Below are 15,003 nucleotides of genomic sequence, written 5' to 3' on the forward strand. Positions count from 1 at the left end.
CTAGAGGGTGGATGCCTCTGCAGGCGTACGTGCCATTATCGAAAGGGCGTGAACACGTTCCCGCAATTCGTCAGCAAGCAAGGCATAAATCAAACGCTGGCGCTCCACGCGGCTTTTCCCCTCAAATGCAGCCGATACAACCGTTACCGTAAAGTGCGTCTCGCCCCCACCGTCTAGGGGGGCATGCCCCGTATCAGCAACCCGTTCGGCCAGCGCAGCAATCCGGTCTGCATGACCGGCATGGCGCGCGGAATCGTCCCTGATGTCCAGAAAAACAGGAGACAGAGCCACGGTCAGCTTGCTGTGTATGCGGTCGCGAAAAATCATGAAACACCACAACAAAAAAGGCAAATAAAAGCCGGAGAAACTGGCTGAATGGCAAACGAAAGTCAACCTTCCGGCATGGACCACGGCCTGCAGCTTGCCTGAAAGGAAAATGGCTGTCTATAGTGGTTGCATGCGTAACAGAAAGCCCGAAAACGGGGCCCCGGGCGCCCCTGATCCGTTTGACCCTTTTGGCCGCACACGCACTGCAAGCGGCCCGGAGACGCATGCCTGCGCGATGCCCGGTTGCTCGCAGCAGGGAGAGTATCGGGCGCCGCGCGACCGTGGGCTGACAGATTATATCTGGTTGTGCTTGGACCATGTTCGCAGCTACAATCGCCAATGGAATTACTATGAAAATATGAGCCCCCAGGAGCTGGAGGATGAAATCCGCAAGGATTACACGTGGCAAAGGCCAACCTGGAAGCTTGGAACCCTAGGGGGAGGAGCAGATCGCAGCGGCGCCACGCGTTTCCGCGACCATTTTGGTTTCTTTGATCCTGAACGGGACGAAGCCGAAGCGGGGCGAGGCCGGTGGCACAGAAACAGCCACAAAACACAGCCTGACAATCCAGAAGAAAGAAAAGCCTTGGAGACTCTGGGCCTGCACCTTCCGCTTGACATCAATGAACTGCGTACTCGTTATCGGGCACTGGTCAAGGAACATCACCCGGACCTTAATCATGATGACCCAGACGCCGAGGAACGCTTCAAGACCATTAATGATGCCTATCATACCCTTCTCGCTGGACTCAAGGCTCCGGGATAGGACTACTCTCCTACCCTTGTCCTTGTTCCCACACCTTCTTATCCCCTCTTATAACGCCATGTGACCGGAGACCTTCCCCGATGGATCTTTCCAAGGCCCCCCTGCCCGATCTTCCCGACCGGACACTGTCTGTCCGTGAGGTCTTCGGTATTGACAGTGACATGCAGGTTCCGGCCTTCAGCACACCCTCCGACCACGTTCCCGACCTGGATCAGGGATACCGCTTTGACCACGATACAACGTTGGCCATACTGGCCGGATTTCGCCACAACAGGCGAGTCATGATCCAAGGGTATCATGGCACCGGGAAATCAACCCACATTGAACAGGTGGCCGCCCGGCTGAACTGGCCATGCATTCGGATCAACCTAGACAGCCACGTCAGCCGCATTGATTTGATCGGAAAAGACGCCATTGTGCTGCGTGACGGCAAACAGGTCACCGAATTCCGCGAAGGTCTCCTGCCGTGGGCCCTGCAACATCCCTGTGCCCTAGTTTTTGATGAATACGATGCCGGCCGTCCGGATGTCATGTTCGTCATCCAGAGAATACTGGAGGTGGAAGGCAAGCTGACCCTGCTGGATCAGAACCGGGTCATCCGCCCCCACAAGGCCTTCCGCCTTTTTGCAACGGCCAACACCATCGGCTTGGGGGATACCACGGGTCTCTATCACGGAACCCAGCAGATTAACCAAGGACAGATGGACCGCTGGAATATCGTCGCAACCCTGAACTACCTGGAACACGATGCCGAAGTGGCAATCATGGTATCCAGAATGCCGGAATATGACAGCACGACCGGACGCAGAACCATATCCCAAATGGTTTCCGTTGCCGACCTGACACGGGCCGGCTTCATGGCTGGGGATATATCAACCGTTATGAGCCCGCGCTCGGTTCTGACGTGGGCAGAGAATGCTTGCATATTCAATAGTATACCCTATGCATTCCGCGTCACATTCCTGAACAGGTGTGATGAAGCGGAACGGCCTGTCGTGGCGGAATACTATCAGCGCTGCTTTGGCGAAGAGCTGCCGTCCTCGGCCCTTCGCGCTGTTGTACCCCAGCCCTGAAAATAAACAGAATCAAACGGGTCCTCCCTCCTGTCGTGCGTCGAGATTGCCTGATGACTGAACCGCCACCTCGCCCACACCCTCCCGCGCCGACTTCGGCAGGAGGGGACCACCGGGCCCGCATGTCAAATAAACCTCTTGATGGCCAGGAAACCCCCGTCGAGACCCTGAAGCGTGCAACAGCAGCCTGTGTACGCGCCCTGAGCGGGCGATCCGAACTTCTGGTCAGCTATGCTCCGGTCAATGCACCTGGCATCACACCTGCAGCAGGGATCTTTCATGACCAGGTCCGCCTGCCACTCCCCTCTTCCCCGGCATCAGACAACCCTAACAACAGAGCCAAGCTGCGCGGTATTGCCGATGCCATTGCCCTAAAGTTGCGCCATCATGATCCATCCGTACACGCAAGACGGATGCCACAGGGACAGGATGCCCGGTCTGTTTACAATGCCCTAGAACAGGCACGGGTCGAGGCTCTTGGCGCCACACGCCTGCCCGGAACAGCCCTGAATCTGGCCGCAGCAACAGAAGCCCGGCTCAGTGCCGAAGAGCTTTGCTCTGTGACTGATCCTGGAAGCATTGCAATGGCTGATCTGGTGCACGCAGCCCTCCACCGCCATCTTGGTATTGTTCCCTCCGGTACATCGGAACAGTACATCCTCGATCTCTGTACAGAATCTCTCGGTTCCCTAGAAAAATGGCTGGATGCTCTCAAAAACAACCTGACAGACCAGAAGCAGTATGCAGCCACTATACGCAAACTTCTGGATGATCTTGGTATTGAAGCAGACGACAACAGGGATCAAGAAGAAGGGGCATCTCTTGAACCTGACACGCAGGACAAAAACCAGCAGTCCTCCGCTGACCAAGGGGCAGATGCACAAAACCCGGATTCCACGGCAGAAGACACAGGTGATCAGTCCAGCGACAGCCTAGAAACCGGGGATACAACCCCCGCAGAGCAGGATACAGAAACGGAAAGTTCCGGAGCATCTCTGCTTGAGGAAGAGATGCCTGCGCCATCACAGACACATCCACCGGGGCCGGGGCACAATAGACCTGCAGACGAAAAATACCACGTCTATACGACAGAGTTCGACCAGATCCGCAGTGCCGATGAACTGTGCGACCCCGAGGAACTGGCCCGTCTTCGCTTCCAACTGGACCAGCAATTGAATCACCTGCGCGGGGTTGTAGCGCGCCTGGCCAATCGTCTGCAACGGCGGCTGATGGCACAGCAGCTGCGGGAATGGGACTTTGATCTGGAAGAAGGTATCCTTGACTCAGCCCGCTTGGCCCGCGTTGTTGCCAACCCAGCGCTGTCGCTGTCGTACAAGCAGGAACGTGACGCCGCGTTCCGTGACACCATTGTAACCTTGCTGATTGACAATTCCGGCTCTATGCGCGGACGCCCGATCACGGTTGCCGCCATGAGCGCTGACATTCTGGCCAGAACATTGGAACGCTGTGGTGTCAAAGTGGAGATTCTGGGCTTCACAACCAGCCAATGGAAAGGCGGGAAAGCACGCGAAGCGTGGACGCAAGACGGCAAACCAGCCAATCCCGGACGCCTGAATGATATACGCCATATCATCTACAAAAGCGCCGATACACCATGGAGGCGGGCACGCCGTAATCTTGGCCTGATGCTGAAGGAAGGAATTCTGAAGGAAAATATCGACGGCGAGGCTCTTCTATGGGCCCATCAGAGACTTATTGGCCGCCCGGAACAACGCCGTATTTTGATGGTTATATCAGATGGCGCTCCCGTTGATGACTCCACCCTGTCTGCAAATCCCGGAACCTATCTGGAACAGCACCTCCGCAGCGTCATCACCTGGATCGAGAGCCGTAGCCCGGTTGACCTGCTCGCCATTGGCATTGGGCACGATGTTACCCGCTACTATCGCCGCGCCATAACCCTTATGGATGCAGAAGAGCTTGGAGGGGCCGTACTGAAGCAAGTTTCAGCCCTGTTTGACACCTCTCAACAGGGAGAGCGGAGTCACAACGCCGGAAAACGGCGAAGACCCTGAATGGGATACAGTAAGCCCAGCATCTTACTCAAGGCTCAGAGTCAACCCCCACGACGCGATTGTATCCCCGTCCCGGGATAAAACACCGCGTACAATCCCGACTGCACCAGACTCTGATATCAGGAAGCACTCGGTCAGAACGTGCACACCATCATCTGTTGCTCCTTGGCTGATAATGGTGTCACCAACGCGGGTATAACGGCCACCCAATGTCCCGATGCCGGGACTGGACCATTCCCACCACGCATCACGCGGACGCTTTTCTGTAGGGGGATCAACCGAGATAACCCCGCGCATAGCTCCAAAGTCGCCTTGGGCAGTGATCAATCTAAGATCCGCCTCGATGTACCAAACCAAACGAGAAGAGGAAAGACCCGGCGCATCCAGAGTTTCATCATCCGCAGATTGATCTCTTTGCCTCAAGCGACGATGACGGACACGCCACGACCCATGCGCGGGCAGAACAATGCCCTTTTCCTCGACATACTGCCCCTCGGCAGACCAGACGGCCCCATCAGCAAAGAACGGCGACTCAGAAAGGCTATACACCGGCACCCCCCGTGGAGACACGCTTCTCAGCATACCCTCGGGAAATGAAGAAGGATTTAAAAAGCCAGAAAGCCCGACTTATGAACAGCCGGGCTTTCTACATCAAACATGGATCCTGAAGAAGGTCGGTATCAGGCGGCTTTGACAGCCTGAATACGCTTCTTCAAACGACGCAGGTCAGTCGGAAGTTTGGTGTTGGCCATGCCAAGCAGATAAGCATCAATGCCGCCGCGATGCTCGATTGTCCGAAGTCCATGGACAGAGACGCGGATCGCAACCGACTCGCCCAGTGCCTCGGACACCAGGGCTGTTTCCTGGAGGTTTGGCAGCCAGCGACGACGGGTCTTGTTGTTGGCGTGGCTGACGTTGTTGCCGGTCTGAACGCCTTTGCCGGTAACAATGCAACGACGAGCCATGGTTCGTATCCTTTTCTTGTCTTCTTCAGGCCTGAACGGAAAGCAGGAGGGAGGGTTATTAGCCATACACCCGGCTTTCGTCAAGATGTATCGTCAGCCGAACAAATTATCTATATCTCCCTGCCCCATTCCATTCCCCGCACCATCATCGCCAGACGATGATGGTTTCGGAGGTGCAGCCGGGGGCTTGGGAGGTGCCTTTGCCGCAGGAGGTGCAGGCTCTGCTTTTGCAGGGGGTTGCGGAGGAGCCGCAGGGGGTTTTGGTGCCTGCGCAGCGCCCCCACCCAACATGGCATCGACATCTTTCTGGCTGACCCCTTTGCCCTGCAATTGGGGACCATTGAGCAGTGATTTCTCAAAATCAATGGGCTTGTCATCGACATCAGCATCAGCCAGCGAATCGGAACCCCACATATTGATCAGGGCATTAACCCGCTCCTCTATAAACTGAAGCGAGCGGACAACCTTGCTGATTCGTTGTCCCGTAATATCCTGAAAAGAACAGGCTTCAAAGATATTGGCGGTCAGGGCTGGCACACGGTCAAGAATTTCAACGGCTTCGCTGTCGCCTGCAACGCGCTTTCTGAGACCAGTCAACAGATCGTCAAGCTCCTCGACACCACTCATGATACTGTCTGTGGCTGTTTCTGTCGCATTAACAATAGCATCAAGTTCGTCAGACATCTTGGCGAAGTGGTCATCCTCGTCCGTGGACCCAGGACGACGAATCGACGCGATTTCAAGGCGCATACGCTTTATGTGTTCGAAAAGGCCTCGCAACTCCCGCTTCAGGAGATCGGCCTCGGTTACAGGACCTTTGCCCATCCGCTCTGCCCGTCCGTTCATACGTCAACTTCTGACAGGACATAGTAGCGGATATTCCACAAACAGGCAGGCTAGGATTTTTCGCTTTTGTCCTGCCGGCTTTGTATGGACAACATCAAATGAGCCAGAAGAGCCAGTTTGTGGCGCTGTGGCTCTGGAAGGGACTCGATCATTTTTTGCTTGGCCTGCAGAATATCCTTTGCCTGCCGGATAAGTTCTGCGCGCTCCGGAGTCATGGGATACTCCTTTGGGACCTCCCCGGAGCCACCTTGGGTATTTTCAATCCCACCAGCAACACCTTGAGGTTCAGAATCGGTCGAGGCAGGAACACCCACCCGGGTGGCCGCAACGCCAGCCCTGCCTTTGCGCCGCTGCTTCCTGCCCGATGGCTGGCGGGAAAACAAGGCCCACATCTTTTCCAAGAATGTTCCCAATACCCTTGCCTTTATACGGATGGGGACCTGTCACAAAACCGGACACGAGGGCCCTCTGCTCCGTCCATAGCTATACCAGAATCATACAACCGCGTCTGACGCCGAGTGCTGCCCTTCACGAGAAGGGATACCTTTCTCACCCTGCACGGACCGCTCAGCAACCCCCGCAGCCCCGTCTCCGGGGGTACTCGGCGAATAAGCCCCTCCACCCCCCATACGGGCCAAGGCATCATGGAGACGATCCAGGCCCGATGCGCGAGGCGACACAGTGGCCCGGGAGCCCGCGCCATAAGCAGGTTCAGGCTCGGAAACAGACGGATTATTCTCATCACCAAAATCCGTCTGTTCCAGCAACAAAGAATCATCACCCAACGAAGATGAAGCCTTCTGGCGCACCACGTCCTCAACCATCGAAGAGGAAGAGTCCGCAGATCCAGCCCGAACATCGCGCAAAATTTCGATACGGTCCGCAAGATCCAGAAACAGGGTATGAAGGCGAGCAAGAGGCCCCTCCTCAATAACCTGCCCGAACAGCGGGTGGAGGTCATGCTGCTGAACCTCGTGCCGCAAGGCTTCGCAGCGGCGGATAAAACAGTGCAGGGCCTGAACGGATACAGGATCCCCCAGAGCACGCTCAGCCAACATACCGGCAAACTCGGGGTAAGCAGCGGCGCGCACAAGAAAGGCCTGGGCAAAGGCCCACACATCACCGGACACCGTGCGCCCCCACAGCGTTTCTGCCTCAGCGGTACTGACCATGCCCAGCCGCTCTGCCAAAAGCGACGCATGCGCATTCAGGTCACGCAGTGCCAGCTCCATCCCCTCCACGGCTGCCCGGCGACGGCTGTCAGCCTGCATTTGCAGAAGGGTGCGCACCTGGGCCTCGACATGATCGGAGGTATGACGGGATTGCTGGGCCAGCGTATTGAGAACATGCTCCTGCCGATGTCCGGAAGCCGCCATGTTGATGAAGCCAACCAGTAGCCACAGGGCAACAACCGGACCAAAAGTACCCGCAACAAGAACAGCCATGTCCGATGGCGGCAAAAGCATCAGGCTGTCCCATCCGACAAGGGAGCCTATATAGAGGACAGCCCCGCCCAACCACAACGAGGTCAGCAAGCCTGCAAGGCAAAAAACAATGACAAGGGCCATCATGGAGAAACTCCCGATCAAGAGCAGGATGCAGCAAACCGATGCCCATAATGGGACAAAAGGAAAGAGCTTGTCACGCCATCGTGATTGATCCTTGCACGCAGGGCAAACACAGAAACGTCACACAACAATCTTGCAAAAATCCAGCCTTCCTTTTCTGATTGGGGGAACTCTCTGGCAACCGGAACCCGTTCATGACTTTCCAGGACCACATCAAACGTTGTAACGCCTGGACGCCTCATCTCTATCGTCCCCTCAGCGTTGCCGGACACCCGGTTGGCATGGTGAGGCATGACCACGCAGAGGCTTTGTCCGCTTTTCCGGATATCTTCACCGTTACATCTGACACGGTCAGAATCGCCGCCACGCACAAGACACCGGCACAACGAACACAAGCTGCTGCGCAGGTTTTAGACACATTGACAGCACAGGGAAAAGCCCCCCGGAGCCGCCACGAACTGTATGCCGTCCGCACAGCATTCCATAATCCGGACCTGATGCAAATCGACAGGGGATATGTTGCTATGCTGGGGCTTCTGGCATGGGGTATCCACGTCAATGGGTATGTCCGCCAACCCGATGGTCGTATCATGATCTGGACTGGCATTCGCTCTGCCAGCAAGACACTGGACCCGGGTAAACTCGACAGCATGATTGCCGGCGGACAACCAGCCAGCCTGAGCCTATTGGAAAACCTGCGCAAGGAAGCGGCCGAGGAAGCCGGCATGTCCGCAGATATTGCAGCTGCAGCCCGACCAGTTGGTACCGTGTCGTATATGATGGACAATGCATGGGGCATTCGCCGCGATACCCTGTTCTGTTTCGATCTGGAACTCCCCGCATCATTTGTGCCGCGCAACACAGATGGCGAGGTCGAGCGATTCGAGCTGATTCCCGCAGAGGAATTGATCGAGCAGGTACGCCGCAGTCAGGATGCCAAATTCAATGTCGCCTTGGTCATTCTTGATTTTGCCCTGCGTCATGGGCTTCTAGATCCCGAGAAAGAACCAGATTACGAAAGCCTGGTCAGAGGATTGCGTGCACCCCTGAGTGCCCCGTAAACAGCAACAGCGTGGTGGGTCCGGGCATGTTTCGGCGCAGGACATGCATTTTCCCGTCGCCGCCCCGGGAACCCTGTGCTAGACGTAGGCTCCATTTTCTGAAGGCAGTGTAGTGCGGATCCATGAACTTTCTGGATTTCGAAAAACCAGTCGCTGAACTGGAAGGTAAAATAGAGGATCTTCGTCACATGGGTGACGGAGAAGGTCTCAATATCGCCGAAGAGGTCGCCCGCCTGCAAAACAAGGTCGAGAAACGGCTGCGTGAGACGTACGCACGCCTGACCCCATGGCAGAAGACACAGGTTGCCCGTCATCCTGAGCGGCCCCATTTTGTGGACTATCTCCGTGCACTTATCGAAGATTTCCAGCCCTTGGCCGGGGATCGCCAATTTGGAGAGGACGAAGCCATCATTGGCGGCATCGGACGGTTCCGCGGGCGCTCTGTCATGGTCATGGGCCAAGAAAAAGGGCACGATGGCGAAACACGGATGCGCCACAACTTTGGTATGGCCCGACCGGAAGGATACCGGAAAGCCCGGCGTCTGATGCAGATGGCCGATCGCTTTGGCCTTCCGGTCCTGACGCTGGTCGATACCGCAGGCGCTTTCCCCGGCCTAGATGCCGAGGAAAGAGGACAGGCTGAAGCCATTGCCCGCTCCGTGGAAACATGCTTGGATATCCGGGTTCCCCTGATTTCCGTCGTGATAGGGGAAGGGGGATCCGGCGGCGCAATCGCCTTGGCGGCGGCGAACACGATCCTCATGCTGGAGCATTCCATCTACTCTGTTATCTCACCAGAAGGATGCGCCGGAATTCTGTGGCGATCAGGCGATCAGGCACAGGCCGCTGCTGAATCCATGCGCCTGACGGCTCAAGACCTTCACCGGATGGGTCTTGTCGATGAAATTATCCCCGAACCCTTGGGCGGGGCGCACCGTATGCCACGCTCGGCTATCGAGGCTGTCGGAGAGGCTATAGAACGCCACCTCACAGGACTGATCACCATGGAACCGGGGGTTCTGCGTCAAAAGCGTCGCGACAAATTTATCCAGATGGGACGCCAAGGGCTGGATTGAACGCCTACATTGGGCCAAAACCAGTACGACAGGGCTGCCTCCGGGCGGCCCTGTTTCGCTTTCCACGGCACAGAACTGCCCACCGGGCGGCAATCCTTGCCGACAAGGGATAACGGAGACATCTCTATCCCACTGTTAGCAGGACCAATTTCTTCCAGGCATGAATATTGCTGCTGATGGCCAGAGAACCGGTAGCCCACAGGGCCTTACCGGACCGGATGCCTTGAAGAAAACAGGTCTACGTTCATGAAACCTTCTATGCTCTCCGGCCTGCTTGGCCCCATTCAGACGGGTAATCTTCTGGCTCTCTATGGTCAGGGCATTGGCGCTTCGGCACGCCTTCTGGCAGCGGCCCGAAACCAGGCTGCCCTAGAAGGTGCCGGAACCCCCGGTCAGAACATGTCGTCCCGCTTTGGCAATGCATCCGAAGTGGCACTCTCGCGCAGTGCTATCGGGAAACTGCTTGGGCAAGATGTCGATGTACCGCCTGTCGGAAAGTTGGCATGGGTTACAGAGACCTTGGACTCAAAAGCATTACGGGCCCTGAAGCGCGCTGTTCTGAACGGACAGTCCTTCATCGATCAAAAGAATGAGATCACAGACAAGGACCGAACCGGCGAAGCCAAGGGATGGGTTGATATTCTATCTGGTATCAACTCCCCGGAAGCACAAGCCATAGAGAAATCCGTTGCAGAGCAGGATACGGGAACCGGGAACACGGGCGATGATGCGCAAAAAACCAAGCTGGCCCAAGCACTGGGAGGATTTTTTACCCACGCCACACCGGGGGCTGGACGCTTGGTAGAGGAACGCCTAGATGGCCTTCTAAAGACGCGTATGTCGGCAGAAATCCTGCGCTCGACAGGCCCAGACGGCACACTGGTTGCCAAAGTCATGGAGCAGATGTTTGATGGTGCCCGATCAGAGGAAGCCCTGTATATCCGCGAGAGACTGGAAAACCTGATCGTCCGGATGAAAGCCCCGCAAGCTGATCTTTCCATGCCGACCAAGGCAACACGCAACGAACGTGATGCGCAAGATGGAAAGAAGGGCGCTGTCTTCACGTTGGTTGATGCCAACAATGCACGTCTACGTATCGAGCTGAGCACAGGCCCTGACGGGGCAAAGAAAGACGGATCACTCCAAGCCAACTGGGTCAGCCAAGACCTAGGCAGCATCGAGATCGCGTTCTCCCGCACAGCATCGGAATCAGACGATACACCTCCACAGGGCGAAGGGCGCGTTATCCAGCGCCGCTTGGTCAAGAACGGACTTCTGGAACGGGTTCCAACCCACGACAGCGCGTGGAAAGGAGACCTGTAGGCCGGATGATAGAACGACCGACCTACAGGGAACCTAGTAAAGATTAACCGGTTATTGGCAAGGCAACAAAACGCATGCCTGATGCGTTTTGGAACAAAAGAAGAACAGACTTCCTTGCCTTCTCGCGTACCTTCTTGACCTGCTCCTCTACCTCGGCAACAGAGGCAACCGCACTCTGGTTGACTTCGACAAGGACATCACCGGGGCGAATCCCCTTCTCTGCTGCAGCACCGGAAGGCAAGACATCAGCAACGATCATCCCCTTGGCATCATCAGGAATGTTATAGCGTTTCTTTTCTGCCTGCCCCAAGGGCAACAACGAGAACCCGAGACTTTGAACAATGGCCCCCTGATCAGCGGCACCGACTCCCTCTTCTGCCCCTGCCACAGGCAATGGCTCATCATCCTTCAGTTCGCCAACCTTGACCTTGATCTTCACCCGCTCGCCATTACGCCAGACGACAACGGGGACACTCTGGTTGATCTCCGTTTCTGCAACCATCACCGGCAAGCGACGCATCTCTTTCACTTCCTTGCCGTTCCACTCGATAATAACGTCGCCGGACTGGATACCTGCACTTTCGGCAGGGCTCCCCGCCTCGGCCGAAGCGACAAGGGCACCGTACGCTTTCTTCAACCCGATACTCTCGGCAATTTCGTCTGTAACACTCTGTATACGGACACCCAACCATCCGCGCCGGGTACGACCATACTTGCGAATATCATCCAGAACCTGACGCAATAAATTGGACGGGGCCGCAAAGGCAATACCAATATTCCCCCCTGAAGGTGAATAGATGGAGGTATTGACCCCAATTACTTGGCCATCCATGTTGAACAGGGGCCCCCCGGAATTGCCCTTGTTGATGGCTGCATCTGTTTGTATGAAGCTGTCATAGGGTCCGAAGTTGATATCCCGCGTCTTGGCCGAAATAATACCGGTTGTAACAGAGCCACCCAAGCCAAGGGGATTACCGATGGCAATAACCTCTTCCCCAACTCTGGCCTTGTCGGAATCACCAAATTCAACGTGGGGCAATTTGCGCTTGGCATCAACCTTCAGCAACGCAATATCAACCTTACTGTCGCGACCAACCAGCTTTGCCTTCAAAGCCGTCTCGTCAGACAGAATAATGGTTATTTCGTCAGCATCCTGAATAACGTGGTTGTTCGTCACGATATAGCCATCAGGATCAATGATGAACCCGGAACCAAGTGATGTCGCCCTGCGCCCACCATGAGGATTCCCGGGCGCACCACGTTCAAAAAATTCCTTGAAGAAATCCTCGAACGGAGAGCCTGGTGGGAACTGCGGCAGATCTGGCATACGCTCTGCTGAAAGGGTCTGCGATGTTGAAATATTGACAACCGCCGGCAACAACCGCTCGGCAAGGTCAGCCACGCTGGTCGTTGCACTCCGTGCCGAGGCCAAGCCAGTAAAACCGGACGGCAATGCAAGAAAAGCGGCAGACAAGACCAGAAAAGACAGAACGCGTGTGCACCGGAACCACATGGGAACCAGCTGCCTTGCTTTAAGGGAAGGCCCAAAAGTCACGAGAACCTCCATTGACGCAGTATCCTGCCGGGAATCAGGATCTTCTGCGAAACATAACAAAAGTTTCCCGGACACCATACGCCCGATTTTCCTGCTTTCTCAAACCAGAGCCCAAACACCACACAAAGAGCAAAGCATGAGAAGCCGTCTCGACCGAGAAGGGCCGGCGTGACCGACCCTTCCCTTCGCAATCAAGACTAACGGACAGAACTACCCGCCGGGGCAGACCGATCAAAGTACTTCAGGAACTCGGAATCAGGACTCAGGACCATCGCAGTCCCACCATTGCCAAGAGCATTGCGATACGCCTCCATGGACCGGTAGAACCGGAAAAACTCGGGATCACGGCCATAGGCATCACCCAAAATACGATTCCGCTCTCCATCGCCCTCACCACGCAGAACCTCCGAAACGCGGCGGGCTTCTGCCAGAAGAACTGTCCGTTCGCGGTCGGCCTCAGCCTGGATCTTGGCCTTCAACTCCTCCCCCTCAGCCCGTAACTGAGCAGCTTGGGCTACACGGTCGGATCGCATCCGGTTAAAAACAGACTGGGATGTCTGCTGGGGCAAATCCGTACGACCAATGCGGACGTCCACAATCTCGATACCAAATTCCGGGGCACGAACCTGCACCGCACGGGTGATCCGCCGCATCACGTCACCACGCTTTTGTGTCAAAAGATCGGCAAGATCAGACTCGCCAAGCTCATCACGCACAGCTGCATTCAGAATCCCGCCCAGACGATCACGCAAACCACTCTCGGTCCGCACTGTCTTATAGAACTCCAGTGGGTTGACGATACGGTAGCGGGCATAGGTATCAACGATAATCCGCTTCTGGTCGATCAGGGGCAGTTCCTGGGTCGGTGGGTCAAGTTCCAGCACCCTGTTCTCATAAAGGATCACATTCTGGGCAAACGGAATCTTGGCATGCAGACCAGGTTCCTGAATAACCCGGACCGGATTGCCGAACTGCAGCACAATAGCCTGCTGGGTCTGACGCACAGTAAACAAAGCCCCGGAAACCAGCAGCAGCAACACAAATGCTGCCACACCACCAAGCACAAGTTTTCCGTTGTTCATCGGGCTTTCTCCTGTCCGGCTGCGCGCTCGGTACGCTTCAGCTCCGGCAATGGCAAATAGGGCACAACACCAGACCCGGCAGCATTTCCATGGCCCAGCAGAATCTTGTCAGAGTTTTTCAGGACATCCTGCATGGCTTCCAGATACAAACGCTCCGTCGTGACCGTACGGGCATTGCGGTACGTTTCATAAACGGAAAGGAACCGTGCAGACTCACCTTCGGCATCCTTGACAACACGATCCCTGTAGGCAGAAGCCTCCTGCTGCATACGCTCCGCCTCCCCCTTGGCACGCGGGATAATATCGTTCTTGTAGGCTTGAGCTTCGTTCTGCAGACGCTCCTTGTCCTGGCGCGCACGCTGGACATCGTTAAAGGCATCAATCACATCCTGCGGCGGATCTGCCTTCTGGAGCTTCACATCCAGAATCGTGATGCCAGCATGATAGCTGTCAAGAATACTCTGCAACAGCTCACGCGAACGGCTCTGTATCTCGGCGCGTCCGGTTGTCATGGCTGTCTCCAGCGGGGTCTGTCCCACGACCTCACGCATGGCGCTCTCAGCCGCAGCCCGCACAGTCTGCTCGGGATCGCGGATGTTGAACAGAAACTCGCCCGCTTCACGAATACGCCACTGAACAATAAAGTCCAGATCGATGATGTTCTGGTCGCCGGTCAACATCTGGCTGGTTGCAGCAGCCAACTCTCCGCGCGCTGTATCACGGGGTGCCAGAATAGACCGTGCGCTCTCGCGGGAGCCAATGCTGATCTGGCGGGTCTCTGTGACACGCGGGGTAACAACCTCACCCAGCGGAGCCGGGAACCAGTAGTTCAGGCCGGGCCCCGTTGTCTTGACATAACGCCCGAACAACAACTCCACACCCTGCTCATCAGGATTGACCCGATACAAACCGGTCAGCATCCACGCCGCAAGAACGGCAAGAACGACAAGAACGGTCCCGCGTCCTGAACCAAAACCCCCGGGAAGCATACGACGCAGGTGATCTTGGCCCTGACGAAGCAAGTCATCAATGTCCGGTGGCTGATTCCCACCACGGGGCCCACGCCGCCCCCAGGGATTGTTTCCCCCGTTACCACCACCGGGGCCACTTCCGCCCCATGGGCCGCCCTGATTGTTAGAGGCCATTACCACAATTCCTTCTCGAATGACATCGGATCTGCCGCTATGGTGCACCGGACATGGTGTACGATCCGCTACAGTCACAAAAGCAAAACCGGCACCGAAGCACTTACCCGCCGCCCCGGGAACCGTACGGAACAAAGTCCGTGCAAGCCTTATAGGTCATGAAGCTGTACCACGCAATGC

16 protein-coding genes are annotated in these 15,003 nt (G+C 56.2%); 6 read left to right on the top strand and 10 right to left on the bottom strand.

The window, feature by feature from the left end; translation table 11 throughout:
* Positions 1-327 carry a BolA family protein gene (locus AY555_RS01680; protein WP_066136359.1) on the bottom strand — a complete coding sequence of 109 codons (327 nt, stop codon included), beginning with the start codon at positions 325-327 and terminating at the stop codon, positions 1-3.
* 109 nt (positions 328-436) lie between these two features.
* Between AY555_RS01680 and AY555_RS01685 the strand changes: the two genes are divergently transcribed.
* From AY555_RS01685 to AY555_RS01695, 3 genes are all read left to right on the top strand, one after another.
* Complete coding sequence (locus AY555_RS01685) at positions 437-1,093, top strand: J domain-containing protein (RefSeq protein ID WP_156483257.1); 657 nt, start codon at positions 437-439, stop codon at positions 1,091-1,093.
* A gap of 80 nt (positions 1,094-1,173) precedes the next feature.
* The gene (gene cobS / locus AY555_RS01690; RefSeq protein WP_066132589.1) at positions 1,174-2,166 is read left to right on the top strand and encodes a cobaltochelatase subunit CobS; all 993 of its coding nucleotides are present in this window, start codon (positions 1,174-1,176) and stop codon (positions 2,164-2,166) included.
* A gap of 122 nt (positions 2,167-2,288) precedes the next feature.
* Positions 2,289-4,202, top strand: a complete 1,914-nt coding sequence (locus AY555_RS01695; RefSeq protein ID WP_066132591.1) for a cobaltochelatase CobT-related protein — start codon at positions 2,289-2,291, stop codon at positions 4,200-4,202.
* 24 nt (positions 4,203-4,226) lie between these two features.
* Here the strand turns inward: AY555_RS01695 and AY555_RS01700 are convergent, their stop codons facing one another.
* From AY555_RS01700 to AY555_RS11920, 6 genes are all read right to left on the bottom strand, one after another.
* Positions 4,227-4,751, bottom strand: coding sequence for a hypothetical protein (locus AY555_RS01700; RefSeq protein ID WP_066132593.1), 525 nt, complete (start codon positions 4,749-4,751; stop codon positions 4,227-4,229).
* Positions 4,752-4,882: 131 nt separating this feature from the next.
* Positions 4,883-5,167 (bottom strand): 50S ribosomal protein L28, encoded by a 285-nt coding sequence (gene rpmB / locus AY555_RS01705; RefSeq protein ID WP_066132596.1) that lies wholly within the window; start codon positions 5,165-5,167, stop codon positions 4,883-4,885.
* Between the two features lie 93 nt (positions 5,168-5,260).
* Positions 5,261-6,013 (bottom strand): protein phosphatase CheZ, encoded by a 753-nt coding sequence (locus tag AY555_RS01710; protein ID WP_082811797.1) that lies wholly within the window; start codon positions 6,011-6,013, stop codon positions 5,261-5,263.
* Positions 6,014-6,063: 50 nt separating this feature from the next.
* The gene (locus AY555_RS01715) at positions 6,064-6,414 is read right to left on the bottom strand and encodes a hypothetical protein (protein ID WP_156483258.1); all 351 of its coding nucleotides are present in this window, start codon (positions 6,412-6,414) and stop codon (positions 6,064-6,066) included.
* A gap of 93 nt (positions 6,415-6,507) precedes the next feature.
* Positions 6,508-7,584 carry a hypothetical protein gene (locus AY555_RS01720; protein WP_066132602.1) on the bottom strand — a complete coding sequence of 359 codons (1,077 nt, stop codon included), beginning with the start codon at positions 7,582-7,584 and terminating at the stop codon, positions 6,508-6,510.
* Between the two features lie 14 nt (positions 7,585-7,598).
* Positions 7,599-7,823 carry a hypothetical protein gene (locus tag AY555_RS11920; RefSeq protein ID WP_167798443.1) on the bottom strand — a complete coding sequence of 75 codons (225 nt, stop codon included), beginning with the start codon at positions 7,821-7,823 and terminating at the stop codon, positions 7,599-7,601.
* Between AY555_RS11920 and AY555_RS01725 the strand changes: the two genes are divergently transcribed.
* The 3 genes from AY555_RS01725 to AY555_RS01735 all read left to right on the top strand — a co-directional run bounded on the left by AY555_RS01725 (position 7,776) and on the right by AY555_RS01735 (position 11,041).
* Positions 7,776-8,642: a DUF4743 domain-containing protein gene (locus AY555_RS01725; protein WP_066132606.1), complete on the top strand. Its 867-nt coding sequence runs from the start codon at positions 7,776-7,778 to the stop codon at positions 8,640-8,642. The two genes, AY555_RS11920 and AY555_RS01725, sit on opposite strands and share 48 nt — an antisense overlap.
* Positions 8,643-8,764: 122 nt before the next feature.
* Positions 8,765-9,718, top strand: coding sequence for an acetyl-CoA carboxylase carboxyltransferase subunit alpha (locus tag AY555_RS01730; RefSeq protein ID WP_066132609.1), 954 nt, complete (start codon positions 8,765-8,767; stop codon positions 9,716-9,718).
* A gap of 246 nt (positions 9,719-9,964) precedes the next feature.
* Positions 9,965-11,041: a hypothetical protein gene (locus AY555_RS01735; RefSeq protein ID WP_156483259.1), complete on the top strand. Its 1,077-nt coding sequence runs from the start codon at positions 9,965-9,967 to the stop codon at positions 11,039-11,041.
* 43 nt (positions 11,042-11,084) lie between these two features.
* On the opposite strand, the gene AY555_RS01740 is transcribed toward AY555_RS01735, so the two are convergent.
* The 3 genes from AY555_RS01740 to hflK form a co-directional block, all read right to left on the bottom strand.
* The gene (locus tag AY555_RS01740) at positions 11,085-12,596 is read right to left on the bottom strand and encodes a DegQ family serine endoprotease (RefSeq protein WP_245176935.1); all 1,512 of its coding nucleotides are present in this window, start codon (positions 12,594-12,596) and stop codon (positions 11,085-11,087) included.
* Positions 12,597-12,793: 197 nt separating this feature from the next.
* Positions 12,794-13,678, bottom strand: coding sequence for a protease modulator HflC (hflC, locus tag AY555_RS01745; protein WP_066132618.1), 885 nt, complete (start codon positions 13,676-13,678; stop codon positions 12,794-12,796).
* Complete coding sequence (gene hflK / locus AY555_RS01750) at positions 13,675-14,823, bottom strand: FtsH protease activity modulator HflK (RefSeq protein ID WP_066132622.1); 1,149 nt, start codon at positions 14,821-14,823, stop codon at positions 13,675-13,677. Before hflK ends, hflC begins: the two co-directional genes overlap by 4 nt.
* Positions 14,824-15,003 lie beyond the last annotated feature (180 nt).

Source organism: Haematospirillum jordaniae (assembly GCF_001611975.1).
GTDB lineage: Bacteria > Pseudomonadota > Alphaproteobacteria > Rhodospirillales > Rhodospirillaceae > Haematospirillum > Haematospirillum jordaniae.

Coding starts and splice junctions, on each gene's coding strand:
- AY555_RS01680 (WP_066136359.1), bottom strand. CDS start 327: ATGATTTTTCGCGACCGCATACACAGCAAGCTGACCGTGGCTCTGTCT.
- AY555_RS01685 (WP_156483257.1), top strand. CDS start 437: ATGGCTGTCTATAGTGGTTGCATGCGTAACAGAAAGCCCGAAAACGGG.
- cobS (WP_066132589.1), top strand. CDS start 1,174: ATGGATCTTTCCAAGGCCCCCCTGCCCGATCTTCCCGACCGGACACTG.
- AY555_RS01695 (WP_066132591.1), top strand. CDS start 2,289: ATGTCAAATAAACCTCTTGATGGCCAGGAAACCCCCGTCGAGACCCTG.
- rpmB (WP_066132596.1), bottom strand. CDS start 5,167: ATGGCTCGTCGTTGCATTGTTACCGGCAAAGGCGTTCAGACCGGCAAC.
- AY555_RS01710 (WP_082811797.1), bottom strand. CDS start 6,013: ATGAACGGACGGGCAGAGCGGATGGGCAAAGGTCCTGTAACCGAGGCC.
- AY555_RS01720 (WP_066132602.1), bottom strand. CDS start 7,584: ATGATGGCCCTTGTCATTGTTTTTTGCCTTGCAGGCTTGCTGACCTCG.
- AY555_RS01725 (WP_066132606.1), top strand. CDS start 7,776: ATGACTTTCCAGGACCACATCAAACGTTGTAACGCCTGGACGCCTCAT.
- AY555_RS11920 (WP_167798443.1), bottom strand. CDS start 7,823: ATGAGGCGTCCAGGCGTTACAACGTTTGATGTGGTCCTGGAAAGTCAT.
- AY555_RS01730 (WP_066132609.1), top strand. CDS start 8,765: ATGAACTTTCTGGATTTCGAAAAACCAGTCGCTGAACTGGAAGGTAAA.
- AY555_RS01735 (WP_156483259.1), top strand. CDS start 9,965: ATGAAACCTTCTATGCTCTCCGGCCTGCTTGGCCCCATTCAGACGGGT.
- hflC (WP_066132618.1), bottom strand. CDS start 13,678: ATGAACAACGGAAAACTTGTGCTTGGTGGTGTGGCAGCATTTGTGTTG.
- hflK (WP_066132622.1), bottom strand. CDS start 14,823: ATGGCCTCTAACAATCAGGGCGGCCCATGGGGCGGAAGTGGCCCCGGT.